Genomic DNA, 25958 nt, shown 5'->3' on the forward strand with positions numbered 1-25958 from the left:
TCTTCGGAAAATCGTCCCTTTTTCATCAGTTCCCTCGTGGTTGAGGGGGAACCTATCTCAAGTTTCGACTGGTCTGAAAAGTGCCGGGCAGGTCATGTTCAAGAAAAAAATCATGAGGAGCGATCAATCCCAGTCAGCGTCCTTGCCCATGTCGTTGGTAGGCAGCGCGGTCCCAAAGGTCAGGGATTTCGGGATTTCGCTCGCGGACAGTCTCTGGACCAACCACGTACGGATGTCGCGTCGAAACGCGTCGATCCGGCTCTCATCCTTGAGGACGACGAAGGCCTTGAGCCTTTGCCCTTCATCCGGACGCATGAGACGCACCGCGCACGAGCGTACCATGGCATGGCCGCGGAGGCAGTCGGCCACTTTTTCCGGATACACGTTGACACCAGCTACCTGGACACACTTGTCCTGACGTTTCAGCGGCCGGAAGGTTCGGGCTGTCTCCCAGTGGACGAGATCGGGCAGTTCGAAGGCTCCTGCGGTTTCTCCGTTCGGAAGTCGGCGCGTGAGTATTGTTGGATGGTCTGGCTGTATGGTGAGCGGTTCCCAAAACGGAAGCAGCGTGTAGGCTTGATCCGGATGATGGCGCGTGCCGATGCCTCCGGTTTCCGAGGAACCATAAACTTCCGTTATACGGCATAGTCCCAGGTTCAGCAGGCCATGGATGACATCCGCTGGGCAGGGGCCTGTTGATGTCACGCCGCAGACTTCGGGCGGAAAGGCGGGCGCAAGCACTGCCAAGGATTTCCAGAACATGGGAAAGGCTACGACCAGGTCGCCAGGCCGCAATTGTTTCATCTGGTTTCGCGAAGGGACAAGGGGGAGATCAAGGACCGGAGTTCCCAAGGCCTTGGGCAGGAGAATGGAAAAAAGGAATCCATAAATATGATGCCTGGGAACCAAAGTGACGATGCGCGTGTGCTCCTTGAAAATTTCCGCCTGAGCCTGAATTTCCTGTTCCAAGAGGGCGAAAGATTGCTTGCAGGCGTTGGGGGTGCCTGTGCTGCCGGATGTCTTGAAAACAAGTTCGGCAGGATTGGCGCGCCAGAACCCGAGCGCGCATTGGGCCCACTCGTCCATGCTCGAACAACTCATGAGCTGGTCTACGGCAGTGCCTGGAATGCACAGCATTTCAGCAAAGGCGTGAGCCACGCTGCGCAGTTCGGATTCCTGCAGACCTGATTGCGAGGGTTGCATCGACGCGAGAGCATCCATGTCCAGGCTGTTGGCCAGGAGGTAATGTGCCTTGCTGGCGTGTAACCCGGAGCCGCGTATCAGACTGGCCAGCAAAGCCCGCAGGTCGGACGCTGTGAGTTCGAGATCCGATTTCATGCGTATTCTCGGGATGTTACGAGAATGCTGCCAGTCATGCCGAATCGATTCCTGCTCAGACAATGCACGGCAGGGCATTCGTCCATGACCGGCCCCAGCCGTCCCTGCACTGTGAGCAGAGCCACGGTCGCATCGAAGGCCATACCGATGGGTATGTTGCCGTAAAGCGGGGAGAAGTCATGCATCGGAGGAAGGGTGTTTCGTTGCGCCGGGCTTGCGGACCCGGAGAAAAAGATCGGGGCATCGGGATACGTTTTTGAGAGGGAAGCATTTTCGATGAAGCCGTGGCGTGCATGCTCTGGGTCGGCGTGCAGGCAGAAAAAGACGGCCCCCTCTCCGGGGGCAAGCCCGCGCCGCCCACCAGAGATTTCGGCAGACAGATTTTCGGCAATGCGCTGGGCATTTATTTCAAGCAGGGCTGTATGCTCGTCCACGGCGCCGAGCAGAACGCGCGTCACGCGTTTTTCAGCCAGCCAAGTTTGAGCTGTCAGGGTCGCCGCCGCAACGGCCGTGTCGAGTTGGCAGATACTGAAACACGGCCCGCGCAAAGTCATCATCAACGCGACGGTGGCGGCGGGAATGTTGTGGACGGAATGCGCGAACGCCTGAGGCGAGGCCATTTCCGGGCCGAAGTCGATGATGGAGTCAAGAAAGTCGAAGGTCAGCTTGACCGGTCCGTAGCCCGTGGCCAGAACAATCCCGGTGTGTTCGAGTTCTGCGGCATCAAGCCCCGCATCTTCAAGTGCTGAATATGCCGCCAGGAGCGCCATTCGGGTGAAATGATCTACTCTGCGCAATGCCCGGGAGGACGCATGTCGGACGAGATTGCTTGTGTCGATCTTCGAGAACTCGATGGTCTGGCTTTCTTCCCGCAACATATGCCGTGCGGCCTGGGCCAGATCCTGGAGACCATTGCCCACGGCGCTCACGATTCCCATTCCTTCTACGGCCATGCGCATCAGATCGCCCTCCCTTTGCCGATGACAAGTACCGTATTGTTGCCGCCAAAGGCCAGTGACTGAGATATGGCCGCCTTTCCATGTACAGGGGTATGCCTCCGGGCAGGGCTTGCACTCAGGGCCGGATCTTCTTCGGAAAATCCCGCGCTGGCTGGAATGCCGCCAGCCGCCAGATGGCCCATGGTAAAGATTGCCTCGATGGCTCCTGCCGCTCCAAGAGTGTGCCCGGTCATGCCTTTCGTGGAGATGAACGGAGTTTGCGGAAAAAGTTCATTGAGCACGGTAGCCTCGACAGTGTCGTTGTTAGCGGTTCCCGTGCCGTGGGCATTGATGAAGGAGATGTCCGCGGTCGTGAGGCCTGCTGCGTCGAGCGCGTCCGATATGGCCAGCTTGAGTCCCACTCCTTGCGGATGCGGGGCGGTCAGGTGATGGGCGTCGGCAGCTGTACCGTAGCCGAGGATTGTCGCAAGTTCACCGGCATTTCGCTTTTCACGGCTGGCTGAGGCTTCCAGGATGACGATCCCCGCCCCCTCGCCCAGGTTCAGCCCGCCTCGTGACTTGTCGAATGGGCGGCAGGGCGATTGATCCGAGATCATCAGCCGGATGAATCCATTGTAGGTCACTTCGGACATTTCGTCCGCACCGCCAGCGATAACGATATCGCATATTCCCTGGGCTATCCAGGATGCGGCCAAGCCGATGGCGTCGGCGCCGGACGAGCACGCGTTGACAACGGTCTGGACAGGGCCGGTGGTGCCCAAGGCATGGGCCAAAGTCACGGCCGGATTGGAGTTGAGATATCGGTGCACGGGTTCAAGGTCGGGTGTCTGCCCCGCTCGTGTGCCCCGATAGAAGTCCAGAAGGTTGAGAGATGCCCCCACGGAAGTACCGATACAGACTCCAACCCTACTCGTATCAAGATCGGAAATTGCAAGACCGGCCTGCAGGAGAGCCTCTTTTACGGCATGCAGTGCAAAATGTGCGGTCATGGACAGATCAGGACCGTTTTTTTGTTCGCAACGGACGTGTTCAGGCACTTCGAAGACAGGGTAGGTTCTGGTGTGTCCACTTTTGAAACGCGATGGGGGGAGGGGAGCGCGTTGTCCGGCCTCCAGAGCACGCAGGATATCTTTCAGATTCGTGCCGGCGGCGCAGACGCAACCCATTCCGGTAACGCTGACAGGTTCCATGCGCAGCATGCTAACTCCGGCGCTCTGTAATGAACTCGGCCAAGGCGTTGATGGATTGGAAAGCTCTTCGGCCTTCGTCCATGTCCTTGATTTCCACCCCGTAAAGGCGTTGCACAAGAACCACGATCTCCACTGCGTCAAGGGAGTCAAGACCGAGGCCGTCGCCAAACAGCGGGGCTCCGTCGTCGATATCATCCGGGACCAGATCTTCGAGATTGAGTTCGCTTATCAGGGTCTGCTTGAGTTGTTTTTTAATATCCATGTATAAATCCTAATTTTCCCACATGTCGTAAAAGTTGAAGAATTGATAAGGGTTCGCTTTGACCATTTCTTCCAGGGCCAGCGCGAATTGCCGTGCGTAAGGGATGTAATTTTCCCTGGATCGTCCCAGGCCCCGCGGAACGCGGATAATCCGGGCGATTTCGTGTCTTGCTTGGCCGGGACCGATCCTGCTGGAAAAGAAAACGAGAATCGGAGCGCCCGTGACCGAGGCCAGCCTGTAGGCGCTGAAAGGCAGGCGCACACTGCCACCGAGAAAGGGGACGCTCACTGTGTTGCGATCATTGCCGAACGTACGGTCGCCCATGATTCCGAGAATATGCCCTTTGGTAAGCGCATCGAGCATTTCAAGGCTTCCGCCCAGATATCCGCAGGGGTCGATGATGCGAAAAGGGGCGTCAGTTCCTGCGTGCTCGAAATGCTGGCGGTCAATGTCGTCAGGCGCGCGATGCATAAGCACGTGTACGGGTGTCTCAATGCCGTCGAGGCCAGTGCTGGATGTTTGCCAGCAGCCGAAATGTCCGGTCAGCAGGATGAGGCCCCGTCCTTCGCTCAGCAGCGTTTTGAGGGTCTGTCCATCGTCCTGGCTGGCTGTGATGGAAAACTGGCCGAGGATGCCGGAAGCCGCGCGGTCGATCAGGGTGAGCCCAAAATTCCAGTTCAGCAGGAAACAATGCCGCAGGCGTTGCAGCCTTCCCGTTTTGGGAAAGCGACGCGCAAGATAAGGCGCTGAGCGGGCCCTGGTCATGGGGCGCAGGGTGTACCAGAGCACGACAAAAAAAAGCAGGACATAGGCGGGTCTTCTGCCCAGCGTCCGGATCAGCAGGTAAAAAATTCCATGTTGAAGGCGTGACCCGATACTTCGGCTTGTCCAGCGTTGGTGTGTCATGGCCTGACCTGCGGTTCGTTTTCTGAACGACCGTTAAGGCCCATTGAAATCCCCTTGGCCATGACAAAGACGATGCCACCGATGAGAAGCGACAGTATCGGAGCCAGCAGAAGGGATCCCAGAAGCCATTCCCAGATTCGTTGCAGCGCTTCGTAACCAAGGGTCTGCAGGGATATTTCTGTCAGAAAACTTCCATGGCGCATGAAATGCCCGGCTTCAATGCACAGGGCCGGCACAAATGGAGGCATGCAGAGCTGGCTTACTGCGAGACCGACAACTTTGTTCATTCGAAACCACCCGGCTACCAGGAGAATGGTAATGCTGTGCAGCCCGATAAGCGGGATGGTTCCCAGAAACATGCCCATCGCGGCGGCCATGGCCAGTTCTCTTGGTGTGGCCTCGCTGGCCAGAAGAATGCGCAGGGATTTCAGCGGATGAATGGCTGATATGGCGCCTGTTTCGTCCTGGCTGAAGGTTCGATGCGGAATGGGTATGATGGCCCTCATGGTGAGCCTGGTATTCAGGAGGGAAAGACGCAGATTGTCCATGAAGGCTCTGAAGTGCGACACTCTCTCACCTTTGGGCGGATAATACACGGTAATGTCAACCTCGGACAATCGGAAGCCGGCCCAGGCGGCACGAACCAGAATTTCGACCTCGAAGCTGTAGTGATTTTCAGTAAACCGCAGCTTTTCAAGAACCGCCAGCGGATAGGCCCGAAAACCGCTTTGCACATCTGAAATGGCGATGCCGGTTTGGACTCTGAGCCAGAAATTGGAAAATTTTCGCCCGAAGCGAGAAGAACCGGGCACATTCGCGGTGTTGAAGTCACGGGCTCCAACGATGATGGCATTTTCGTCCCGGGCGATGGCGTCCAGGAGCAATGGCAGATCGGCCGGGTCATGCTGCCCGTCCGCGTCAATGGTGACAATGTGGGACATTCCCAAGGAGCGCGCCACATTTGCACCTGTTCGGATGGCCGCGCCTTTGCCACGGTTCTGCTCATGGCGGACAATCCTTACAGGCAGATCGTCCAGGGCGTGCGGCGGGATGTCGTCGCTGCCGTCATCCACGACCAGGACGTGCACATGCCTGCTCAGCACCCCCTCCACCACGGAGCGTAGCGTTGCTCCGTGATTGTAGACCGGGATGACTACCATCACGCGACTATCCAGGGCTGTGTCAGGCTTGGCAGGCATATATAGACGGCTCCTTTTCGTTGGATGCGGGATAACGGATAAGAGAGTCCCAAAGAATGCCCCGGTAGCCGAACTTGCGCATGACGGCCATCTGCTCCTGCCCTTTGGATGGTGGGAACAGTCGGTCTCGTCGCCCCTTGAAGGCTTGGGTGAGCTGGGTTTCAACCTTTGCGGGGTCAATGTGCGGTGAAAAATAATAGGTGGGTTCCAAGCAGGATGCAGCCGGATCAAGAGAGCCCTCTTCAATGGCGTGCCGCACCAGCGCTGTGTTCGGATAGATGCGGATTCCCAGGAAAGCGCAGACCACGCAATGCTGCAGCCGGCCTATGTTTTCAATGCCTTCCCGCACGGTTAGTTCGGTTTCTCCCGGACCACCGAAGATGATGAAGTGGGCACATGGGATCCGTTCTTCCACACACAAGGCATTGATTTTTTCAACCGTCTTGAAATCAAAACCTTTGCGTAAACCTTGCAGGGTGGCGTCCGATGCCGCGTCCGTGCCAAGTTCCATGGCCTTGAGCCCGGCTCGGCGGCAGAGGCGCAATGCGTCCTGGGTAATGCCGATTGGCTGGAAAAATCCGCTCCAGGAGATGTTCACCTCGCGCCTGATCATTTCTTCGGCCAGTGCCAACCAATGGCCCAGGCCATCGTTGAAGACCGAGTCAGTGAAAAAAAGTTCGGAAATACTGTAGTCACGTTTCAGTCGTATGATTTCGTCAACCACGTCGCCGGGCTCTCGCGCTCGGATTTTCGTCCCTTCAAGGGCGGGGTAGGTGCAGTAGATACATGTATGCGGACATCCGCGTTTGGTCTGGATGCTGGCGACCCCACTTTCACGCAGATAGAAGTCCATGATCTCGGGGCAGGGAGATGCGCCGTGCATTTCCTTGTCCTGCAACCGTTTTGTTCCTTTGGTGATTCGTGGGGGTGTCTGGCCCTGCGCGAGTTGTTCGAGAACATTGCGACAGGCCTCCTCGCCTTCGCCGACAATGCCAAAGTCGGCCCCCGTGTAGTCCAGGATTTGTTCAGGCATGAGCGAAAAGCCAGGGCCCCCCATCATCAAAGGTGCATCGCAAAAAGAGCGGATAAAGGCGATCAGTTCACGCACCTCGCGCAGTGCCCAATGCGTGTGCGATGTCAGCGAGTCCACGTTGTCTACGTTGCGAAGGGAAAAACCTATGACCTGTGGACGATATTCGGTGCAGACGCTGCGGATTATCTCTTTGTCGCCACCGAGAGCCAGGCAGTCGAGCTGACGAACGTCATGCCCGGAGGACAAAAGCGCGCTCGCAAGGACGGCCATTCCCAGGGGGAAGACAGGATACGGCTCGATTTCAGTATTCGTGGCGATGAGCAGAATCCGCATCTTCTAGAGTTCTCCCTTCTTCCATGATGCAAGGAATTTTTGATAAAAATCAGGTGGATATGTAAGGATGTTTCCGTCGCTGTCCAGGAAGAGCTGTACCGTGAAGCCAGTGGTTGCCAGCGTGCCGACCTGGTTGCGAATTTCAAACTCAAAATTGATGCGGGCGGCTTCTGTCCAGTGCAAGATGGCGGTGATCGTGCAGTCTTCACCGAAACGCAGTGGCGCGATATAATCGATCCAGAGTTGCTTGATGGGCGTGATGACATTTTCCCGGTGGAAGTCGAGGTAGCCGACACCGTAACGATTGCCCAAAGCCACGCGCGCGTCTTCGAAATAGCTTGGATAGTGCCCGTGCCAGACAATGCCCAGCGTATCTACCTCTTGGAACCGAATGCGGCGTTCAACATCAATGCGCAACGGGACAGGACTGCCGGGTGCTGTTTTGAAATATGGCTTTTTCATTCCGCGAATTCCTTTGGATGCAGTGCCAGAGCCATGGTCGCGGCCGTGTCCCCGCCTACGCTGATGATAATGGTAGCCAGAATATTGCCATCTTTTTTTTGGGTCTCTGCCCTGACGAGCATGAGTTCCCCTGGGGTGATTACACGTGAGAATTTAGCCTTGGCGACTTTATGAAGCGTCATGGAATCATCGCTCGCTGTGAGCATGCCGGCCAGGACTTGAACGATGCCGGGCAGGATGGGGCGATCCGGAAAGTGGCCGTCAAATCCCACAAAAGTGGGCGGGAAGATGAACTCCATTGTTCGGAATCCGTGCTCGTCGGTGTGGGCGGGGCGAGTTGCACAGGACCGGACCTCTTGAAGGAGTCTGCTCATGATGATGTCATCCTTTGTTCGATGAGGCGCACATCGAGTGAATAGCGCCCGTGGCTGTCTTTGAAGATGATACGAGACGGTTCCTGTGTGTCGGCCATGCGTTCCGAATAATGAATTTCCCAGTATTCGTCTGGACCAAGGGATCGGGTCGCCGTGAGTGTTTCTTTCAGATACTCGTGCTCAACGTGTTGGCCGTCGTGGATTCCGTACATGTAAGCGGTGTCTTCAATCCGGCGGAACCCGTTGCCAATTTCTGGCTGGGGAGTCAGCCAGATCCGCCGCACGCAGAAGGCGATATGCTCCGATAAATTGTTGATGCGATTTAAACCCGGTGAAATGAAATGTGTTTCAACGGTTTCCTGACTGATGCTCAGATCAAAAATCTTCATTCCAAAACCGGCCATGCCCACAAGCCGTACCGATTGTCCGTTATGATCAAACCGCATGATTCCGCTGAAAGTCTGGTCCAGACTGCGCCCAGGGATTCGCAGTCGCACTGAATGTCGCAGCAGCAGTCCGTTTCGAGCGGGACCTCGGTATTGCGACAGAGTAGCGGCCAGATGCGGGTTCGGCAGTTCCGATCGAGGCTGCTGATTTGCCATGCCCGCACACCCCAGGTTGACCAGAAGCACAGCGGTTACGAGCCATTTCATCGCCGGTCTCCGTTCAATGCGGGTACTATCCAAAGGGCCGTGATCATTGCCGTGCCCACTCCGGTCAAGACTGTTATGCCGATGGAGTGCAAGGCCGGGTGTCGAGCCAGCACGAGCACCCCAAACCCGCACAGCGTGGTCAATCCGGAAAAGAGCACGGCGCGTGCTGTCTGATGATGCGCGGATTGTTCCGAGCGGCAAACCATGAATATTCCGTAGTCAGCGCCAAGACCGATGATGAGCGGGAGAGAGACGATGTGGAAGAGGTTCAAGGCTTGTCCGAAGCTGTACATGACCGCGAGCACCGTGGTCACGCCCATGCCTATGGGCAAAAGGGCGAGCAGTGTTTTGCGCGGGTTGCGAAAGAGTATCGCATTGAGCAGCACCACTCCGGCCAGGGCCGAGCCACTGAAGCGCAAGACATCAATGCGCATTGCGCCCCCAAGCAGTTCCCGGAACCGGGATCCGGAAACAAATTGGGCTCCTAGCTCCCGCTCGGTGTAATCGCTTAGCAAAGCGGCATTTTTCATCGTGTCCGGAAGCAGGGTGAGGACAAGGAAGTCATCGCCATCGCGCATGGCCAGCACGTCCACAAATTCCTGGATACCTAGTTCATGCAGTGACTCGCTTGAAATAGTTTCGGGCGAGGCACTGATGAATTCGGCAAACGGGCTGAATGCGGAACGGGAAAATCCCAAGGCCTTTTGCTCGGTTTCCAGACGGGTAAAAGCTGATTGTCCGTTGACCTGCCAAAAGGCTTTCCAGCGCGAAATGTTTTGCAGTTGTGTCTGCATGGCGGGAAGGAGTGGGGCCAGGCTGATTATTGGACTTGTGGCATTATGAGTCTGCAGAAAACTCCAAACGCGGTCGTTTTTTTCGAGAGCGTCGTCGAATGTCCGAGCGCGAACAAAGATCAGGGCGAGATCACGCATGCTTCCCCAGATTGTTCTGGTGGCATCTTCTTCCGCCTGGACCTCTGTGGGAGTAAAGCTCATTGCCCGCAGGTCGCCGTTTATGCGTGTGTGCTGACCAAACCAGATTCCGGCACTCAGGACGACAACCCAAAGCGTTATGAGAGGCGCTACGCCAAAAGATTTATGAGTGTTGTGCTGAGTTGTGTTGGTCAGGCGGCCTTTCGTTGCGGTGATGAAGTGTGGCAGGATGAGCAGCGACATGAAAAAGGACGCAATGATGCCGAAAAGGGAAAAAACGGCCAGCTGGCGGATGCCTGGGATGTCCGACACAAGAAGGGCGGCGAGGGCGGTGCATGAGGTCAAGGCGCCAAAGGTAATGGCAGGAGATATTTGTGTAAGCGTATGCGCAGGGTTATGATTTTCATCGGCGCTTGAATTCTGCAACGCAAAGTAGACGTGCAGGGCGTAGTCTACGGAAATACCCAGGAGCACGGCGCCAAATCCAAGGACAATGCCGGAAATGGAGCCGTAGACAAGAGCGGTTGCTGTCCCGGCGACACCGACCACGCAGACCGGAACCAGGAAAACATAAAGGCTTTGCCGGTTACGCATGAAAAGCAGGAAAATCAGGGCCAGCAGGATGAAGGCGGAAGGCAAAATGATTTTCAGGTCATCCTTGATGGCCTGCGCGTTGACGTGGGTATGGCGATGCCCGCCGACAAGCATGGCCTGCGCGCCTTCGGGCAGTGCTGCGACCGCTTTTTCATAGCTGCTCATGACCTTGGCCGCGCCGAGCGAGTCGGTCATCGGGATATCCGTGTCAACCAAGATCAAGGCGTGATTGCCGTCACGGCTTACGAAATGACCGTTTTCAATCCTTACATCGGCCAGGCGCGACGGCGCTGCCAGTTTGGGCAGAACAATGTTCCGTATTCCCAGGGGATCTTGGCGGATGACCTTTTTCAGGGCTACTGCGCCAGGTGAAAGCAGGTCGCGTCTGTTTTGCTCCAGTGCGGTTTGCACATGCTCCGGGTCGGTCAATGCGTAGAGTGTTTTTGTGTCCTGTTCGGTCAGCAGGGCCGGAGCCAGAGGTAACAGCTTGGTGAGAAACGTCAGGGAAATGTTGCTCGGCGGACCGGTCAGTACGCGAGTGAAAACGCTTTCCCGGCGCAAGGCGGTTGCCAGGGTTTCGGCGGCCTGGGTGGGATTTGCGCCGGCATGACTGACTGTAATGGTCAGTCGCTGGGCAAATGGCGCCAAGCGCAACAGGGCAAAGTCGGAAGCAATTCGGCCGGAGTCGTCCGGAAACATGGTGCTGATATCTTCGCGCACAACCAGCCTTGAAACAAAGAGAGCGCAGGCGAAACAGGCAAGTGCGCAGAGTGCCAGCAGGAAACCCCGTCGGGGAGCGAGAAGAGCATAGGCGCGGCCAAACAGGTGAAACATGCCGCCTTACCTGAACATTCCGTCGTCAAGGGGGGTGTTCACTTGTGGATTTTTAAAAAGAATACGCGTGAGATCACCGCTTTGATCGTGAAGCTCCACTCTTTGCACTGTATTTGACGACAAGGAAAACTCGATGAGAAGATGTTTTAGCACTTGTGCGGTGTCAGAACTCTTGGGAACAAGTTTTAGTAAAACAGGAGAATCCGCCTCCAACGTGATGTCGTATTCAGCGGAAAGCCAGGCAAGATCAAAGGTGGCCCAGGCCAACAATTGTCTGGCGACAACATTCATGAGCGGGTCGTTGCGCAAGGAAAAAGACGTTCGGGTCGTTTCCGTCCAGCGTACCCCTTGATTTCCTTGCAGGGCAAAGCCTTCCGTAATGGGACTCAGATATTCCCAGCGGAGACTGTCAGGTTTGCGGAAAAGAAAGCGACCGCTTGAAACAATGGTTTCTTCGAAAACCGAGAGGCGATTTTCCTGCGAAAACTCGCTGGAAATACTTTCGACGGCAGTCGCCTGTGTTCGAAGTTTTTGGAGGACAGCGTCAATGTCCCGGATTTCGGCCAAGGCATGGGCGGAAAAAATGATGCCGAGGCCGATGGTCAGGATGAAATGAAAAGCAAGGGTGCGGCAGCGGCCCATTATGCATCTGCTCCCGGATTCTGAATTTCGGACGCAGGCACATAAAGTTTGATCTTGCCCCCGGCGATAGTCTCGCCGCCACGGTTGATCGTGGCACGCACCACTGTATATCCGTCGAAGCCACCGAGTTCGATGGTTTCGATCTGCAGCAGGTCACCTGTTCTTGCATCGTCCAGACATTCGAAAGCCTGAACTCCAACCAGAAAGCCACTGGAGAAAAGTGCTCCTTTGCAGGCGAGTTTCCAGCCCTTCACAGCGGCAAAACTCTGGGCTGCGATTTCCACATAACACGCCCGGTCCATGCGCCCTTGGGCATCCACAAAAATATGTGCGGAAGTAAGTAGAAGTTCGCACAGCCCGCGTTCACCATCAGCTTCCAGTAGGCGGTCGATAAAGACCATCGGAAAATCATGCGGAAGGAAATGAACCGCTTTCGCAGGCAGGGATAAGGTGTTCATGATCTGTTCTTCCTAGGCATGGTACGTTTTATTGCGCCAACATAGAGGATCAGCGGCGAGGTAGTCTCCGGTGGCCTGGTAAGCCATTCCCCGGCAGCCATAACACTGCGCCTTCAGGTCGCACTGGGCGCACGTGCCTTTGATGTTGCTGCGGATGTTGCGCAAATCATGAATGAGCGGACTTGTGCGCAGAATGTCCGAGAGCGGGGCTTGACGGATGTTTCCTGCGGGAATGTCCACTCCCGGACAGGGGTAGATATCTCCGGTTACGCTCACAGTGCATGAGTATTCGTGCCTGTCACAGCAAAAGGCGGCCACGGAGGGATGCGGTTCCCAAAAATTACCAAACCTTTGGGCGTCGATGTCGGCCAGTGTTTCAAAGATGCGCTCAAGTTCTTCGGGGTTCAGTTCAAGATCGGGATGTCGCCTGGCTCTGCCTTGCAGCGTCAGCATCTCGAAATATGGGATTATTCCGTGTTCCCTAAGCCAGATCCACATCGCAGGCAGTTCTTCCAGATTGTGCCGACAGATCACGGTTTGTGCGCCGAGGGCCAAGTCCCTGGTGGGATATCCGGCCTCCATGAGCAGCGTAAGCCCGTTGCGTATTGCTGTGAATGCTCCCTTTTGGCCTGCCAGAATGTCTTGTACTTCAGGACGAAAGCTGTTCATTTTGATTACTGGTTTGACACCTAGGCGTATAAATGTCTGCGCAGCATCTTTGGTGATGAGCATCCCGTTTGTAAATAGCTCTATTTCAACGCTTTTGGCATGTATATAATTTAGTACGTCAAATATTCCAGGATAGCAGAGTGGCTCTCCACCGCCAAGAACGACTATTTTTTGAGCCCCAAGTTCCACCGCCTGGTCTATGGCAGAGAGAATTTCTTCGTATGAAAGCTCGTCAGCAATGGGATTTCCTGATTCTGCATAGCAATAAATACAGCGAAGATTGCACTCTCTTGAGAGTTCAAGCTCCATGGAGAGTAATCCATGTTTTTTCTTGCAATTCTCGATTTCTTCTTGGCTAAAAGAAGCGCCCCATCTTAAGCGAGTCATTATAGATATTGTCCTTTAATAATTTTAAAATTTTATTTAAAATAGTAAATGGGCTTTATCTATTGAATGCTTACTAGCTCGCGTTGTATTGCAATGTCGAGATTTTTAATCCAGTTGTTATACTGTCTGTGAATTGTTGATTTTTCTGGATTATATTTAAGATTGCTACTGTTGTCGTAAAGAATATTGTAATTTTTGTGGTTATAAATGATTTTGACCTCAGCTCTGTGAGTGCGAACATAGAGTTTTCCTATGATCAGTCCGGCCTCTTTTTGGGACATTTTCCAGCCAAGGTTTGTTCCAGCTTTGATTATGGCGTCACCAATTTTTTGCATATTGGGGTGGGCTTGGCTTGTTGTTACGATGGGAGCGTTTTCAATATTGCGAACGGGAACTGTGCGGCATCCCGAAATCAACAGCATGGCAATTGTCACAAGCATAAGGCTCAAGATGCGCAGGAAGGCTGAATTCTTTTTCATTGTGTTTCCCTCGGGCTACAGGTTTGTACTTGTAAAATAGGGTCATAATGCAAAAAAGACTGTTCAAGATCTTTTAAGAACATTTTTTTGACATTTTTCCTTAGTTCTATGTGAGCTCTTTGGCCAAATTTCTTAAATTCGTTTGGGTCAATGGTAGGTAGCGTTCTAATTGAGATCGGGTTTGCTGTTATTAGAAATTTTCCTTTGGGCAGGAACTTTCCAGAGCCATCGATACAAACAGGCACTATGGGGTGTTTAGATTCCGTGGCCAGTTTGAAGGCTCCGGAATAGAATCGGCCCAGTTGTCCATTTTTACTGCGAGTTCCTTCGGGGAAGATTATTATCGATATTCCCCGGTTTAGCTTTTCTTTGGCTTCGCAAACAAATTCTTCACAGGACATATTTTCACTGTTGATATATTTAGCTTGTCGCATGTAGTGGCCATAAAATGGAATTCGAAATGGCCATTGCCGGACTAAAAAAATTATATCGTAAATCGGAAGAGCGCCCATGCAAAAAGCATCAAAAAAAGATTGATGATTGACAAGAATAATGCTTGGCTTTGGATAATCTGCTGCTTTTTTTGTATCTATTTTTATTTCTACAAATAAAGATGTTAGTATTACCCACATTCTCCCATAAATCCATATTATGCGACGAACAGCTTGGCCTTGACTATATTTTTTTGCTGTTCGAAGGATTAAATATAAGAATGGAGAAATTATAAAAATGAATAAATTTAATATTAGAAAGCCACAATAAAATCCAATATTTCTTAAAATAGATCTTAGCGTATATGGATTTTGTGATGTAGCCATATTTACTCAGTTTAAAAATGCATTTTTTTTGTCGATCACATAGGAATGCAAATCGCAAAGTTGTCTGATCTTCAATATTTTGGGATCCTTCCCTATTTTAATTCCGAACTCTTGCTCCAAAACAATGACCATGTCGACGGCATCCAGACTGTCGAGTCCCAAATCGTCCTTGAATGAGGCCGAGGGTACCAAGTCGTTCATGTCCAATTCGAATTCTTCTGCAATTGCGGCATTGGTACGCTCAATGATTTCATCATTCGTCATTCGAAAAATCTCCTTAGCACGATAGCGCAATTTACTCCGCCCAGTGCAAAGTTGTTTTTTATAATTGTTTGTAACACCTTGTTTTCTATCTGGCGTGGCAGTGCGACGGCAGAACATTCCACGGCAGGGTTGTCAAGATTGCGGGTCGGGATGATTTGGCCGGTGCGCAACATTTTTACGCAGGCGATGAGTTCAAGCGCGCCACTGGCGGCCATGGCGTGACCCATGTGACCCTTCAGGCTTGAAACGGGCGTGTGTGCTCCAAAAAGATCTCCGATGGCACGACTCTCGGCTTCGTCTCCCTGCACTGTGCCTGTGGCATGGGCGTTGACGTAGTCGATTTCGGCAGCGTTCAGCCCTGCTTCCGCAAGCGCCAGTTCCATGCAAAGCCGAACGGGTTCGGGGTCGGGATTGGCAATGCTTGACGCGTCGGAAGTGGATGCAAAGCCTGAAATTTCAGCCAGAATAGTCGCTCCGCGAGCTTGAGCGGAATCCAAAGATTCCAGTAGGAGGAGTCCCGCGCCTTCGGAGCACACAATGCCGTCACGATCTCGGTCAAATGGTCTTGGCGTGCATTGCGGTCGGTCGTTGTATTGTGTTGAAGCTGCCTGGATGATGTCGAATGTTGCGGCTGTCAGCGGATGGAATTCGTCAGCGCCTCCGCAAAGCATGAGGTCTTGTTTGCCCAAGGCAATGGCTTCATAAGCCAGACCCACTGCCTGACAACCAGTAGCGCAGGCGGCAGAGGGTGCAAGCGTGCGGCCAGCGATGCCAAGGGTCTGCGCAACGTTTGCCGCGCAGGAATGCCCCATGATCTTGAAAAACAGCATGGACTTGATGCCTTCGATGCTTCTGTTTTTCAAAAAGTCTTCAAAAAAATCTTCCATGACGTCCACGCTTCCTACAGTGGAGCCCAGAGCGATCCCCAATCGTCCTCCGGTGCGGAGATCTTGGTCAACGTGGGCTTGATCCAGGGCCTCCTGCGAGGCGAGCAAGGCATACACCGACATGGGTGACATGGTGCGTCGAATTTTGCGTGGGATATCCTTGATGTCTATGCCTTGAACCAGGCCAGCCACGTGCGGACCGAGTCCTTGAACTTTTTCCAGGTCAGCAATGTATCGGATGGCACTTTCTCCATTCACCAGAGCTTGGAAGAGTCGCTCGGCACCTTGTCCGAAGGGGGAGACCGCACCCACGCCCGTGATCACAACCCGTCTCAGTTGCATGCTCTCAATTCCTTGCGAAGTTTGTTGTGACCGATGATAAATCCGCAGGTGAGAAATGCGGAGATCACTGCCCCAAGAAGGCCAGGGGCGACAATGGATTGTCCTGCGAGCAAGAGGCCCGGAATTCTTGTGGCGGGAGCAGGATTGAATTGATTCACAGTGTGGCGAATTCCATACAGGCTGCCGGTGGGCGTGTTCATGTAGTCTCGAAGCGTAAGTGGAGTCGCCCCTTCGACAAAACGAACAGATTCAAGTTCAGGAACGTGTTTAAGCAGAGCGGTTCGCATATGATCAAGGCGCTTTTGTTTGTGTGCGCGGTACTCAAAGGAGCGTTTTCCGAGTTTTGATGATTTCCAGGCGGCCACGTCTTGTATTGAGCCGGGGGCTATAACGACAACGCCGCGTTTTTCACTGTCTTGCTTGGTGGACGCCAGGTACCACGGGCCCTGCTCAGGTAGGCGGTTTGGTTGGAAAAAATTGTCGACATCTGTTTCCGGGCATACAAAAAGATTGCTTCGCTCAAGTATTGGCAGAGGTTTTTCGGAAATTCCGAAAAGCATATAGGCAGAAGGGGTGTCGACAAGTTCGCGAAGGCGGCGGCTGAAGGTCGGGCGAAATGCACCATCCGGAACGAGTTCGAGGAGTTTGGCGGGATGAATTGTGCTTAGAATTTGATCTGTTTCGATGATTTCATTGTCATCAAGAATTAACCCGCATATTTTTCCCGCAGGAGTCAGTTGCACCTGTTTCGCGCCATTCCCGTAACGGACTTCAATTTTTGAATCTTCAAGGGCGGCTTCAAAAGCTCGTACTACGCTCAGGCCACCACCGACGATGCCGTGAACTGATTGGTAATAGGAGCCCGCGATTTTTGCATGGTCCGAAAAGGCAATTTCCTGCGGAGGTACGCCGTAAAGCAGGGCGTGTATGCCAAGTACTGATTTAAGGAGCCTGTCATTGGTCAATTCGTTAAGATAGGTTTCCAGCGTGACGGGGCTTTCAAGAGTATCAACCGAAACTTTGTGCTCCAGATTCAGGAATGGTGAATGTTCGAAATTTTTGCGAACATCAGCAAGGTAAGTACGAATCGCCTTTGCTTCCCGAGGGAAATTTTCGCAAAGTCTTACTTGAATCTGTTCGTAGCCGACAGGGAGTTGGAATTCCACCTTCTGTTTGGGATACCGCAATCTGTCGAAACAATGAGGATCGAAAGGCGCACGCACAATACCCTTGAGGCCAAGATATTTGAAATATACGTCCAGGATTTCACCTGGTGCGAAGCTTCCAGTATAATGCAGTCCAGTGTCGAAATAAACACCTTGTCTAGAAAAGCCACGCACTGTTGGAGATGCAGATTGAAATTTTTCTACCAGGGTGACTTTGTGCCCTTGACGCGCGAGAAGCAGTGCTGCCGTCATGCCAGAAATGCCGGAGCCGATGATTACAAAGTCTTGTCGCATTACGTGTAACGCAGGATGAGTGAAGAGTTAGTTCCTCCGAATCCAGCCGCGTTGCAGAGGACCATGCGGGGAGGGCGATGAATCGTTTCAGTTGCGATGTTGAGCTTTGAAGTGGCTTCATCTGGCTCCTCGAAATTGATGTTCGGCGCGATGTAGCCATCCCTGGCCATGAGCGTCGAGTAAACAACCTGTGATGCTCCGGACATCCAGAGTTCATGACCGGTCATGGATTTTGTCGAGGTTGTTATGGGGCGATAATCTTTAAAAACAGTAGCGATATTTTTCGCTTCGACGCCATCTCCCGCAGGAGTGGAAGTCGCGTGCGCGCAAATGTAATCGACGTCGCCAGGGGTCACACTCGCAGCTGTCAGTGCGCCGTTCATAGATCGGGCCAAGCCGTCTGCACTTGGAACAGAGAGATTGCTGCCATCGGAGGAAAAGCCATAGCCGGCCAGTTCTCCAAGGATATTGGCGCCACGCGCGACAGCCATGTCCCAATTTTCCAGAAGAATGGCCGCGGCGCCTCCGCTGGGAACAAGTCCGTCGCGATTACGGTCAAAGGGCCTGCTGGCAGATTCGGGCGTCGTGACGCGAGTGGAGAAAGCGCCCAGACCATCAAAGCTGCAGATGGATTGCCAGTTGATCTCCTGCGCTCCGCCACAAATCACTCGGTCTTGACGGCCAAGAGCGATCAGGTCCGCTGCTTGGCCAATGGCATGGCCGGAACTGGAGCATGCCGCGCTCAGGGTCCAGCACGCTCCTTTGGTTCCAAGGAGTGTGTTCAAGTTCATGGTAATACAGGACGTCATTGATCTGAAGACAAGACCACTTCCAATGAGGGCTGTTTCGCCACGTTTTTGAAGAAGTTCAACCTGCTCAAGCGCTGCGATACAGCTTGAATCGCAACCAAAAATAATGCCGGTTCTCTCGTTTTTAAGGTCGACGGGATCCAGGCCCGAAAGCCCAATGGCCTCCATCACCGCAGCATAAGCCCAAACAGCAAAATCTGGCATGGTTTTTAATTGCTTGCGATTAAGTAAATCTTTTGCGTTAAACCCTTTGATAGATCCAGTAAGCGGTGAAGAGAAACCTAGTGATGATCGTTCAGGATCTAAAAAAATTCCAGATTTTCCCTGATAAAGAGCATTGGAAACTGTTTCAGTATTGATTCCCAATGTAGAGATAATTCCAATCCCAGTAATTGCAACTTTATTCATTTTTATAAAAGTAAAAAAAATTAAGTGTAAATTCCACCGTTAACGGAGATTACTTGTCCCGTTATGTAGGAAGATCCTGGAGAACAAAGAAAGGTAACAACTTCTGCGACCTCTTGAGCGGTACCAATGCGGCCTAATGGAATATTCTTGGATATTTCTTCAATTGGGAGTTCCTTAAGCATGTCAGTATCAATGAATCCCGGGGAGACAGCATTGACGAGAATGTTTCGTTTTGCAACTTCTACAGCAAGTGAGCGTGTTGCGCCAATGAGTCCGGACTTCGCAGCAGAGTAATTTACTTGCCCTGCAACTCCAGTTTCTCCAGATGTGGATGAAATATTTATGATGCGCCCTTTTCTTTTTCTAAGCATGAAGGGAAGTACTGTGCGTGTGATATTGAAAAAACCGGACAAATGTACGTTGATAACTTTGTTCCAGTCGTTTTCTTCCATCCATATCAGAAGAGAATCTTTTGTGATTCCAGCGTTGTTTACAATTGAAAACGGCGTGTCTTTCTCTAGAAGCGGCGCAAGTGTTTTTTGGCATTCTTTAAAATCACAAACATCAAATGGGACAAGTGTGCATTTTTTTCCTAATTCTTCAATTTGACCTTGTATTCGACGAGCGTTTTTATGATCACTTAGATAGTTAAGCCAAATGTCAAACCCTGCTTCGGCAAGACGGATAGCGACAGCTTCGCCAATTCCTTTGCTGGCACCTGTGACAAGAGATATTCCTTGAGGATTCACGACTAGCCCTTAAAAAAAATGAAAAAAGTTGGAGCTATTTATGCACAGTTAAAAATTCAAGTTCCATTTCTGTGCTTTTTTGTAGCTTTGGAGAATACGATCTATTGTTTCTTTCCATGCTGAGTCTATTTCGGCCATGGGTTCAAGATTTTTGCTCACTTGAAACGACGAGGAAGCATTTATTCAGAGACTATGACGAGATATTTATATTTGGATCAATAGTTAGTATGCGTCTGTTTACGGCGCAGGAAGAAATTGCAAGGATAAAATGTAAAAACAGAATGTTATAGGATTGTTTTTAATTATTCGCATGTGTATATACAATTGATTTTATATTTTTTGTGTTCGATAACGACGACGAATACAGAATATTGAAAAAAATCAATATAGGTTATAACTCGATTAACTGTAGTTATAACTATTATTTTTAGCGCTGTGAGGTGGAGTTCTTTCGTATTTTTAATAGACTTTATATAATTAATTTTTACGTAATAATGATAAAATTTTGAGATTTTATGAGTACAATTTATTTTGTATGCTTAAAAAATAAGTACTTGCATACATGGAAAAATTTAGAGATTATGTCCATTAGAATAAATTTTCAAAAAATATTTTTATATGGAGGAATTATGGTTCGCATTTTTGTTTTTATCTTACTGTGTACATGTCTACTTGCATCTGGGTGCGAATGGGTAGGCCGGTCTGTTGGCAAGGCGCAGGCCAAGATTGAAAGAAAGACCGATGCCGTCATAGATGGTTACAATGACGGCTACTCTTCAGAAAAAAATAAAAATAATATGAATAATTAGCTCCGCAGTGCATCCTTTATTATCGTAATCTCAATATATATGATATTTTCTGAAAGCGAGATATGACAATTTTTGACAGGAACATTTGATGTTTCTTTTAAAAAAAGTCAATTATTTTAAAGCGTATGACAGCGCAGGGATGTGCGTTTTTTCTGGTCCTTACGGAAACTTTGAGGGTAACGTGTTCACACTGACTGCGGGGATAGCTCGAGCCCGCCACAGAAATAAAAAAGCCCGGAAATCCGGGCTGTTTTTATTTGAATGGTGGCCAACCAGGGGTCGAACTTTGAAATATTTACTTTTATTTTAAATTGATATGGTTGATAAAAAATAAATACCCCTGTTTTATACCCCATTTTTATGAAGCCCCCATGAGCGAGCCTTTGGCTTTGGGTATTGAGGGCTGGAGTTTCGAATCCTCGCGCCATCGTGATTAGGAAATCATGACTGCTATGCCAAGTCAGGGTTTTCCTTCGGCGTTAACGCCATCCCAGTGTTGATAACCTCAAGGCTGTTTCTCTAAGGCGCGCTTGGCCATCTGCGCCATCCGCCAAATCCAGATCTCACTCCACCAGGAGGAGCAAAGGTCAAGTCCAAAAAGGTTGAGTCATAGCTGGAACTCTTACCAGGTTACGCCATTTTCAATAAGGTACGGTCAGGCTGGACCTTTGCCGGGGTGGCGTAAAGGCGAGCCAAACATTCCTCCGAGTGGTTTTTGTTAATTGTCCAGTCCCAAAGGGCGGATTCGATCTCCTTCTATCGTTGGTTCCATGCCTTCTGAGTGATGCTTCTGATTACCGATGAATAAGTGAAGAGTATTCCTCGCCTTAAAACGGTCGTCCACAAGGACGACTGCCCATGAATCGGCTCGTTCGGTCTTATCTAATTCAACGATTCACTCACGGTTAGAATAAGCTCCTGCTTTGCGGCGAGGTGAAAATGTTGCCTGAGGGCTTGTTTTTCCTGAAGATTTGTTTACCGATGCAAGCTAGTCGGTGGCGCTGGTTTAACACACTTAGTAGAGAAGATCCTATGAAGCAGATTTTTGATGCAGCCGAGGATGTATGGGCCAAACGGAAGCAAGAAGCCTGGGAAACCCTAGGGGATACCATGACTAAGCTGCCCGTTCGTTATTGGGAGAAGAACATGCTCTTTTCCGGTGTGAGTAATGTCTGGTGGCGGAAAATAACCGGTGGATTTCCCGCGACTAAACATTCATCGGGAACACACCCTCTCTTTGTCCTGGGAGCGAAAGGGAATTATTGTTTCCAGGTCTGTCCTTGCTCAAGCTCTGGAAATATCGGGGCTCGCTTCATTCGCCGTGGATGTAAGCTTTTGCTGAGCGGCAATGTTACGGACAGGGATTCCTTTCTTGTCGAGCGTTTTGCCTTTTCTCTGCCGATGAACAGTACTTTTTCCGACCAGCCTGGATTCAAGGGCAAAGTTCCGGAAATGTGCATTCACAGGAGTTGCAAATGAAGGGTGAATTTCAGCGATGGCTGGAAAGCAGGGAATGTTATGCAATTTTGCAACGATGTCTGGAGGGGGCACATCGGAAACTCAAGCGACCGGACTGGCTGTCGGATAGCGGAGACCCCGATGATATCTTGGATGAAGTGGCTGTTTTCTGGGAATTTTTGAAGGGTCAGGATGGCTCAAGCTTGGTTGCTCTGGAAGCCTTGGTTGGTCGTCAGGATTGGGAAGGGTTGCGCCGAAAAATCGTTTACATGTACGGGTTATACAAGAGAGAGAAAAGCCGGGATCCTCTATACCAAAGAGTTCGTCAGGTGCTTCACGCCGCCGGCGAAGAGATTGGGTATCAGGCGGGCAGAAAGTATTCTTGGTATGGGGCTAATTATGAATCGGCACCTACTTGTGAATCCTATAAAGAACTTGTCGCTTTTGGGATGAAACCATTTCATCCTCAAATAAATGCTTCCAATATCAACTCGAAAGAGATGATCCTTGTTTTGGCAAAATCTTTCAAAGAGCAAGTTGAACAGGAGCTCGGTTCGGATTGCCGCATACCAATTCGTGAGCTTTGCTCATTTATTCGGGAAGGGTATGATGTAGATATTGTTTACCCAACGCCTGGAAAGGTTGCTGAGCCTTTGGAATATGAAACCCGCGAAGAAGATGAAGAAGTTCGGATCAAGAACGACGGCATTCTGGATTGGCCATACAGTGAGGCGATGTTAATAGAGCTGTCTCGTGTTTTGATACATAGAATCGAGCAGCAAAACCTTGTTCTTCTGTTCTGTCTCATCAGGTATTGTCGGTTGAAGCAGAAAGACGTCGCCAAGGCTCTCGGGTATTCAGGACCATCCGGTATCCATGCCCCGCTGGCGAAACTCGACGCCTTGATCCGTGAGTTTTTCAGCCTGCATGACGGCTTGTCAGCGCCCGATGCCAACGAAGCGCTTTTGCAGTTTTTCGGCAAGTTGCTTCTCGACTCGTGCAATGACGACGACTGTTCCCGTTATGCTTAGGAGAAGAGGACAGATATGACGAAAATTTCCACGATCAAAGAGGCCTGGCGCATCATGTACCAGGACCGTACATGCCCGCCTTATGCCGTGTTGCGCGATCCGGCGCAGACGGAAAACGTGGCGGAACACCGCAAAGGCTGTCCGTTTTGTGCCATGAAATCAACAGAATCAATAGATTATGAGGCTTGGGAGGAGCTAGGGACGCAGATGGCCCACGATTGGCCGAAACCCCAAAAACCGTCGGTTCAGGTCGGGCAGATCTGGAGCCTCGTTGCGACCAAGGGCGGATGGGATGATCGATTCCGACATGTTAATCCACCTATGGTCCTGATTCTGGACGTTTTCGAGGATGTTTCCGGCATTCGCGTTACCCAGCTCTTCGACGTGAAAGCCCTGATGGCCGATGGCGATGTAGATTTGGGTCCGCGTTTCGGTGTGGCCGAAGCTTGGAATACATACGCTCTGGACCAAGCAGATCTCGATTCGTGTTTTGGGACAGTGGGCCATGATGACCTGGATTCCGTCAGGAATGCCGTGCTTTCCGAAGCCCATAATGTGGAAGACGATTCAATTGTCTGGCATTTTCGACAACTGGAACTGGAGGTCGCTTCATTCATGGCCATGGAGGCCATAGGGCGGCTCATGGGTCGTCAGGAACGTAATGCCGTGCGTCAGGAGCTTGCTGATGCCGAAATGGTGAGGGGAAAGATCCTGGCATTCGATCCGCGAATCCGTCTGCCGAAAGTTGAAGATGGCCTGAAGATGCTCGCTGAAGCCAATCTTCCGGACGAACTGATGCTCAAGGCGGCAGCTGTTGAAGGGGAGCAACTTCCCTTTACGGTGGTTTCGATTGGTGGGCCGACGAACCCTTGTCGCGGTTTCCTCGCGGAAGTGCTGGGCTCCGACCTTGAGGACACTGTTATTCGCATAACAGGACGCCTTCCTGAAGAATGCCGGGAAGGCCTCCTGTTTGCTTGGTGGCGCAGACCCGACATAGGACTCGAAGAGGGCGTGGCGGAATTTGATCCGTCTGCGGGCATATTCAGCGCGGTTTTTCCAGGGAAAAGCCAGCTGGATTTCAATATTGGGGAGCCAGTTCTGCTGTTGGTTCAGGTCAACGATGCGCAGGATTGAACGTCGGGATCTTGATTGTCTGAGTCATGACCTGGAAAGAGGTGGCTCTGGTTATGCTTTGAACCCTCATCCGAATATCTGGGGTCGCCGTTGTTCTGCTGAAAGGCTGGAAGAATTGTTGCGAGCGGAAAAACTGGGTGATTCCCTGTGTGAGGCCTTGGTGGTGGCTCATCTGCTGTATCCGCAACGGACCCCCGCTTGGGCCAGACCATGGCTGCACCGGAATGCCTTTGGCGTTACAGGCGCGGATCTGGAGCTTCTCGAACGGGCGCAGTGGCGGGATTTTTTTGTGCCCGTTGCGGACGAACATTCCGGCTATCTCTGGAGACTCCTGGTTGGCATAGGCAGTGATTTGCCCCTTGTAGCGACCGCAGGCGCAAAGGCGTTTGCGCTGGATTCTCTACGCGCATTGGAGGTGGTTAGCCGGCTTGTTCAGGAAAAATGGGAGGAGGGATGCTGCTTCGGGCTTGCTTCTCCAGGCGTGTCCGGTCCCATCATTTCTGGCCAGTCTCTCGGACTTCCCTGCTATCTCGCAGCAGCGGCGTGTATTGAAGGCCTTCCTGATACTCAGATCCTTTCGACGGGCCAGCTTGACGAATTCGGCGCCGTACTACCCGTCAAGTACATCCAAACAAAGGTCAATTCTGCCAGCTTTGGCTTCAAGCTTATCATCTATCCTCAGGGTTCCGACCCGCCCGAATCTCGTCTGGAGTGCGTTCCGGTAGCTCATGCCTGCGAGGCACTGGCGGTCATGGCCTGTTACCAACCGGGGATGGGGAACAAGATCGTCCAGGCCGAAAACGCGCTTCGCTCCGGGCGCGGACTGGCCAGGGAGATCTGTTCCTTTCAAAGTGGGATGGTCTCGTGGCTTATGCGAAATCGTCAGGCCATATCTGAAGTCGTCACGACCGACACTTCCCTTGCCGAACTCGTCACCCAGCTTAAGCGTTGGTGCGATTCGACTCTTCAATGCGAGCCCGAGCTCGGGAGGGCGGTGCTGCAATGTCTTTCACTGGAGCTTGTAAAAAAAGTGGCGGTAGATGATGCGCTGCTTGCCTGGACCATCTGTGTTCTTCAGATGGATCGAATGAATCATACCGGCAGTCTTCCCGAATTTGAGGAGTGGAGGGCCCAGGCTGACGAACTGCGGCCGCGGATCGTTTCCACCCAAGATGCCGCAAGCCTCCTCGCGCTGCATTATGTTCAATCTGTTATCGGCGATAGGCATAATCGCTACGTATTTTCTGTGGAACTTCCCGAGGATGGGGACGCGATGTTTGAGGTCGGAGCCATGGAGGAGACCTTCAGGCGCCATCAGGCCGGTGGGGGGAGGCGAGAAGACGGCCGTCTGGGCAGATACTACGGAACAATCGGGCAGAATTATGGTTTCTGCGGTCCCGACTTTCTTGGGGAAACCCTGCGTTATCTGGAGTTGGCCATTTCATGTTTTTGCGCTGATTCGCAGATGTCGGAGAAGGAGCGAAACCGGGATCTCCTCTATAAGGTGTTCGCATTGTCCTCTGCAGGAAGGACGGATGATGCCCTCGAGACCCTGAGCGGGATACCCGGGCTATGGATGCAAGGGCGGTGGAATCAGAGGGAGATGGATCAATACCAGATGCACGCGTTGCTGCGCGCCCATGTTGATTCTGGAAACGGAATGCGCACAGCCCTTCTGCAGGAGATTTCGGATTTATGGAGGTCGCAGAGAAAGCGTTCGCATCCTTGGCAACTGATAGCATATAACCTGGGCCTCCTTGAGTCTGACAAGGTGGCCTCGTATCATATGCTTTCCGAGTCTCTGTCCATATGTCTATCTCCGGATACTGGGCCAACCATCAAGGTGATGGCCCTTTTGCCATTGGCGCAGCTCCATTCGGCCGGATACAGCCTGCCCGACATGGACGATCAGGTCAGGCGGGCCATTGTGCCTGTCTGCAGTAAGGATCTTTCAGGAGAACATTTCGCTTGCCTCATGCAGGCAAGGACCACAGAAGAGGTCTTGCGGATCGTGCAAAAGGAAAAGGCTCGTCTTTTCCCCTATTCATATCGATAGCACCCGTCTTTCTCCAACCCGTAGCTATT

26 protein-coding genes are annotated in these 25958 nt (G+C 51.9%); 5 read left to right on the top strand and 21 right to left on the bottom strand.

Annotated features, from left to right (window positions below):
• Nucleotides 1–123: 123 nt before the first annotated feature.
• The 21 genes from H4684_RS16100 to fabG form a co-directional block, all read right to left on the bottom strand.
• Entirely contained in the window at nt 124–1338 is a 1215-nt protein-coding gene (locus H4684_RS16100; protein ID WP_161949144.1) for an AMP-binding protein, read from the bottom strand.
• A complete protein-coding gene (locus tag H4684_RS16105) occupies nt 1335–2297 on the bottom strand; it encodes a beta-ketoacyl synthase N-terminal-like domain-containing protein (protein ID WP_092192634.1) in 963 nt (320 codons plus the stop codon). Before H4684_RS16105 ends, H4684_RS16100 begins: the two co-directional genes overlap by 4 nt.
• Nucleotides 2297–3496, bottom strand: coding sequence for a beta-ketoacyl-[acyl-carrier-protein] synthase family protein (locus tag H4684_RS16110; protein ID WP_208599846.1), 1200 nt, complete (start codon nt 3494–3496; stop codon nt 2297–2299). The genes H4684_RS16105 and H4684_RS16110 overlap by 1 nt, the downstream gene beginning before the upstream one ends.
• A 1-nt stretch (nt 3497) precedes the next feature.
• On the bottom strand, nt 3498–3749 hold the full coding sequence (locus tag H4684_RS16115; protein WP_092192632.1) for a phosphopantetheine-binding protein: 252 nt from the start codon (nt 3747–3749) through the stop codon (nt 3498–3500).
• 9 nt (nt 3750–3758) lie between these two features.
• Nucleotides 3759–4655 (bottom strand): lysophospholipid acyltransferase family protein, encoded by an 897-nt coding sequence (locus H4684_RS16120; protein ID WP_192624530.1) that lies wholly within the window; start codon nt 4653–4655, stop codon nt 3759–3761.
• A complete protein-coding gene (locus tag H4684_RS16125) occupies nt 4652–5854 on the bottom strand; it encodes a DUF2062 domain-containing protein (RefSeq protein WP_192624531.1) in 1203 nt (400 codons plus the stop codon). The genes H4684_RS16120 and H4684_RS16125 overlap by 4 nt, the downstream gene beginning before the upstream one ends.
• Entirely contained in the window at nt 5838–7220 is a 1383-nt protein-coding gene (locus H4684_RS16130) for a lipid biosynthesis B12-binding/radical SAM protein (RefSeq protein WP_092192626.1), read from the bottom strand. The genes H4684_RS16125 and H4684_RS16130 overlap by 17 nt, the downstream gene beginning before the upstream one ends.
• A 3-nt stretch (nt 7221–7223) precedes the next feature.
• Nucleotides 7224–7682 (bottom strand): acyl-CoA thioesterase, encoded by a 459-nt coding sequence (locus H4684_RS16135; protein WP_092192624.1) that lies wholly within the window; start codon nt 7680–7682, stop codon nt 7224–7226.
• Nucleotides 7679–8056 (bottom strand): hypothetical protein, encoded by a 378-nt coding sequence (locus H4684_RS16140; protein ID WP_192624532.1) that lies wholly within the window; start codon nt 8054–8056, stop codon nt 7679–7681. The genes H4684_RS16135 and H4684_RS16140 overlap by 4 nt, the downstream gene beginning before the upstream one ends.
• Nucleotides 8053–8709: a DUF3261 domain-containing protein gene (locus tag H4684_RS16145; RefSeq protein WP_192624533.1), complete on the bottom strand. Its 657-nt coding sequence runs from the start codon at nt 8707–8709 to the stop codon at nt 8053–8055. Before H4684_RS16145 ends, H4684_RS16140 begins: the two co-directional genes overlap by 4 nt.
• Entirely contained in the window at nt 8706–11069 is a 2364-nt protein-coding gene (locus H4684_RS16150) for an MMPL family transporter (protein ID WP_192624534.1), read from the bottom strand. The genes H4684_RS16145 and H4684_RS16150 overlap by 4 nt, the downstream gene beginning before the upstream one ends.
• A 6-nt stretch (nt 11070–11075) precedes the next feature.
• Nucleotides 11076–11711 (bottom strand): LolA family protein, encoded by a 636-nt coding sequence (locus tag H4684_RS16155; protein ID WP_192624535.1) that lies wholly within the window; start codon nt 11709–11711, stop codon nt 11076–11078.
• Nucleotides 11711–12169 (bottom strand): ApeP family dehydratase, encoded by a 459-nt coding sequence (locus tag H4684_RS16160; RefSeq protein ID WP_192624536.1) that lies wholly within the window; start codon nt 12167–12169, stop codon nt 11711–11713. Before H4684_RS16160 ends, H4684_RS16155 begins: the two co-directional genes overlap by 1 nt.
• Nucleotides 12170–12181: 12 nt before the next feature.
• Nucleotides 12182–13147, bottom strand: coding sequence for a radical SAM/SPASM domain-containing protein (locus tag H4684_RS16165; RefSeq protein ID WP_225940494.1), 966 nt, complete (start codon nt 13145–13147; stop codon nt 12182–12184).
• A 137-nt stretch (nt 13148–13284) separates the two neighbouring features.
• Entirely contained in the window at nt 13285–13704 is a 420-nt protein-coding gene (locus H4684_RS16170; protein WP_192624538.1) for a hypothetical protein, read from the bottom strand.
• Nucleotides 13701–14522, bottom strand: coding sequence for a lysophospholipid acyltransferase family protein (locus H4684_RS16175; RefSeq protein WP_192624539.1), 822 nt, complete (start codon nt 14520–14522; stop codon nt 13701–13703). The genes H4684_RS16170 and H4684_RS16175 overlap by 4 nt, the downstream gene beginning before the upstream one ends.
• Nucleotides 14523–14528: 6 nt before the next feature.
• The gene (locus H4684_RS16180) at nt 14529–14786 is read right to left on the bottom strand and encodes an acyl carrier protein (protein ID WP_092192606.1); all 258 of its coding nucleotides are present in this window, start codon (nt 14784–14786) and stop codon (nt 14529–14531) included.
• Nucleotides 14783–16015, bottom strand: coding sequence for a beta-ketoacyl-[acyl-carrier-protein] synthase family protein (locus H4684_RS16185; protein WP_192624540.1), 1233 nt, complete (start codon nt 16013–16015; stop codon nt 14783–14785). Before H4684_RS16185 ends, H4684_RS16180 begins: the two co-directional genes overlap by 4 nt.
• A complete protein-coding gene (locus tag H4684_RS16190; RefSeq protein WP_192624541.1) occupies nt 16006–17475 on the bottom strand; it encodes a phytoene desaturase family protein in 1470 nt (489 codons plus the stop codon). Before H4684_RS16190 ends, H4684_RS16185 begins: the two co-directional genes overlap by 10 nt.
• Nucleotides 17475–18692 (bottom strand): beta-ketoacyl-[acyl-carrier-protein] synthase family protein, encoded by a 1218-nt coding sequence (locus H4684_RS16195; protein WP_192624542.1) that lies wholly within the window; start codon nt 18690–18692, stop codon nt 17475–17477. The genes H4684_RS16190 and H4684_RS16195 overlap by 1 nt, the downstream gene beginning before the upstream one ends.
• Nucleotides 18693–18712: 20 nt before the next feature.
• Nucleotides 18713–19441 (bottom strand): 3-oxoacyl-ACP reductase FabG, encoded by a 729-nt coding sequence (fabG, locus tag H4684_RS16200; protein WP_192624543.1) that lies wholly within the window; start codon nt 19439–19441, stop codon nt 18713–18715.
• Nucleotides 19442–19956: 515 nt separating this feature from the next.
• Here fabG and H4684_RS16205 point away from each other — a divergent pair.
• The 5 genes from H4684_RS16205 (at nt 19957) to H4684_RS16225 (ending at nt 25929) form a co-directional block, all read left to right on the top strand.
• Nucleotides 19957–20250 carry a hypothetical protein gene (locus H4684_RS16205; RefSeq protein WP_192624544.1) on the top strand — a complete coding sequence of 98 codons (294 nt, stop codon included), beginning with the start codon at nt 19957–19959 and terminating at the stop codon, nt 20248–20250.
• Nucleotides 20251–21282: 1032 nt separating this feature from the next.
• A complete protein-coding gene (locus H4684_RS16210) occupies nt 21283–21729 on the top strand; it encodes a hypothetical protein (RefSeq protein WP_192624545.1) in 447 nt (148 codons plus the stop codon).
• Nucleotides 21726–22739 (top strand): hypothetical protein, encoded by a 1014-nt coding sequence (locus H4684_RS16215; RefSeq protein WP_192624546.1) that lies wholly within the window; start codon nt 21726–21728, stop codon nt 22737–22739. Before H4684_RS16210 ends, H4684_RS16215 begins: the two co-directional genes overlap by 4 nt.
• A gap of 15 nt (nt 22740–22754) precedes the next feature.
• Nucleotides 22755–23873 (top strand): hypothetical protein, encoded by a 1119-nt coding sequence (locus H4684_RS16220; RefSeq protein ID WP_192624547.1) that lies wholly within the window; start codon nt 22755–22757, stop codon nt 23871–23873.
• Nucleotides 23860–25929 carry a hypothetical protein gene (locus tag H4684_RS16225; protein WP_192624548.1) on the top strand — a complete coding sequence of 690 codons (2070 nt, stop codon included), beginning with the start codon at nt 23860–23862 and terminating at the stop codon, nt 25927–25929. Before H4684_RS16220 ends, H4684_RS16225 begins: the two co-directional genes overlap by 14 nt.
• Nucleotides 25930–25958: the final 29 nt, after the last annotated feature.

It is taken from the genome of Desulfomicrobium macestii, from assembly GCF_014873765.1.
Classification (GTDB): Bacteria; Desulfobacterota; Desulfovibrionia; order Desulfovibrionales; family Desulfomicrobiaceae; genus Desulfomicrobium; species Desulfomicrobium macestii.

What these genes read in the sequence shown, in the direction of transcription:
- H4684_RS16160 (WP_192624536.1), bottom strand. Translation starts at nt 12,169, where the DNA reads ATGAACACCTTATCCCTGCCTGCGAAAGCGGTTCATTTCCTTCCGCAT.
- H4684_RS16165 (WP_225940494.1), bottom strand. Translation starts at nt 13,147, where the DNA reads ATGGAGCTTGAACTCTCAAGAGAGTGCAATCTTCGCTGTATTTATTGC.
- H4684_RS16170 (WP_192624538.1), bottom strand. Translation starts at nt 13,704, where the DNA reads ATGAAAAAGAATTCAGCCTTCCTGCGCATCTTGAGCCTTATGCTTGTG.
- H4684_RS16190 (WP_192624541.1), bottom strand. Translation starts at nt 17,475, where the DNA reads ATGCGACAAGACTTTGTAATCATCGGCTCCGGCATTTCTGGCATGACG.
- H4684_RS16225 (WP_192624548.1), top strand. Translation starts at nt 23,860, where the DNA reads ATGCGCAGGATTGAACGTCGGGATCTTGATTGTCTGAGTCATGACCTG.
- H4684_RS16135 (WP_092192624.1), bottom strand. Translation starts at nt 7,682, where the DNA reads ATGAAAAAGCCATATTTCAAAACAGCACCCGGCAGTCCTGTCCCGTTG.
- H4684_RS16220 (WP_192624547.1), top strand. Translation starts at nt 22,755, where the DNA reads ATGACGAAAATTTCCACGATCAAAGAGGCCTGGCGCATCATGTACCAG.
- H4684_RS16145 (WP_192624533.1), bottom strand. Translation starts at nt 8,709, where the DNA reads ATGAAATGGCTCGTAACCGCTGTGCTTCTGGTCAACCTGGGGTGTGCG.
- H4684_RS16155 (WP_192624535.1), bottom strand. Translation starts at nt 11,711, where the DNA reads ATGGGCCGCTGCCGCACCCTTGCTTTTCATTTCATCCTGACCATCGGC.
- H4684_RS16210 (WP_192624545.1), top strand. Translation starts at nt 21,283, where the DNA reads ATGAAGCAGATTTTTGATGCAGCCGAGGATGTATGGGCCAAACGGAAG.
- H4684_RS16125 (WP_192624531.1), bottom strand. Translation starts at nt 5,854, where the DNA reads ATGCCTGCCAAGCCTGACACAGCCCTGGATAGTCGCGTGATGGTAGTC.
- H4684_RS16105 (WP_092192634.1), bottom strand. Translation starts at nt 2,297, where the DNA reads ATGCGCATGGCCGTAGAAGGAATGGGAATCGTGAGCGCCGTGGGCAAT.
- H4684_RS16175 (WP_192624539.1), bottom strand. Translation starts at nt 14,522, where the DNA reads ATGGCTACATCACAAAATCCATATACGCTAAGATCTATTTTAAGAAAT.
- H4684_RS16150 (WP_192624534.1), bottom strand. Translation starts at nt 11,069, where the DNA reads ATGTTTCACCTGTTTGGCCGCGCCTATGCTCTTCTCGCTCCCCGACGG.
- H4684_RS16205 (WP_192624544.1), top strand. Translation starts at nt 19,957, where the DNA reads ATGAGTACAATTTATTTTGTATGCTTAAAAAATAAGTACTTGCATACA.
- H4684_RS16140 (WP_192624532.1), bottom strand. Translation starts at nt 8,056, where the DNA reads ATGAGCAGACTCCTTCAAGAGGTCCGGTCCTGTGCAACTCGCCCCGCC.
- H4684_RS16180 (WP_092192606.1), bottom strand. Translation starts at nt 14,786, where the DNA reads ATGACGAATGATGAAATCATTGAGCGTACCAATGCCGCAATTGCAGAA.
- H4684_RS16115 (WP_092192632.1), bottom strand. Translation starts at nt 3,749, where the DNA reads ATGGATATTAAAAAACAACTCAAGCAGACCCTGATAAGCGAACTCAAT.
- H4684_RS16185 (WP_192624540.1), bottom strand. Translation starts at nt 16,015, where the DNA reads ATGCAACTGAGACGGGTTGTGATCACGGGCGTGGGTGCGGTCTCCCCC.
- H4684_RS16195 (WP_192624542.1), bottom strand. Translation starts at nt 18,692, where the DNA reads ATGAATAAAGTTGCAATTACTGGGATTGGAATTATCTCTACATTGGGA.
- H4684_RS16215 (WP_192624546.1), top strand. Translation starts at nt 21,726, where the DNA reads ATGAAGGGTGAATTTCAGCGATGGCTGGAAAGCAGGGAATGTTATGCA.
- H4684_RS16100 (WP_161949144.1), bottom strand. Translation starts at nt 1,338, where the DNA reads ATGAAATCGGATCTCGAACTCACAGCGTCCGACCTGCGGGCTTTGCTG.
- H4684_RS16130 (WP_092192626.1), bottom strand. Translation starts at nt 7,220, where the DNA reads ATGCGGATTCTGCTCATCGCCACGAATACTGAAATCGAGCCGTATCCT.
- H4684_RS16110 (WP_208599846.1), bottom strand. Translation starts at nt 3,496, where the DNA reads ATGCTGCGCATGGAACCTGTCAGCGTTACCGGAATGGGTTGCGTCTGC.
- H4684_RS16120 (WP_192624530.1), bottom strand. Translation starts at nt 4,655, where the DNA reads ATGACACACCAACGCTGGACAAGCCGAAGTATCGGGTCACGCCTTCAA.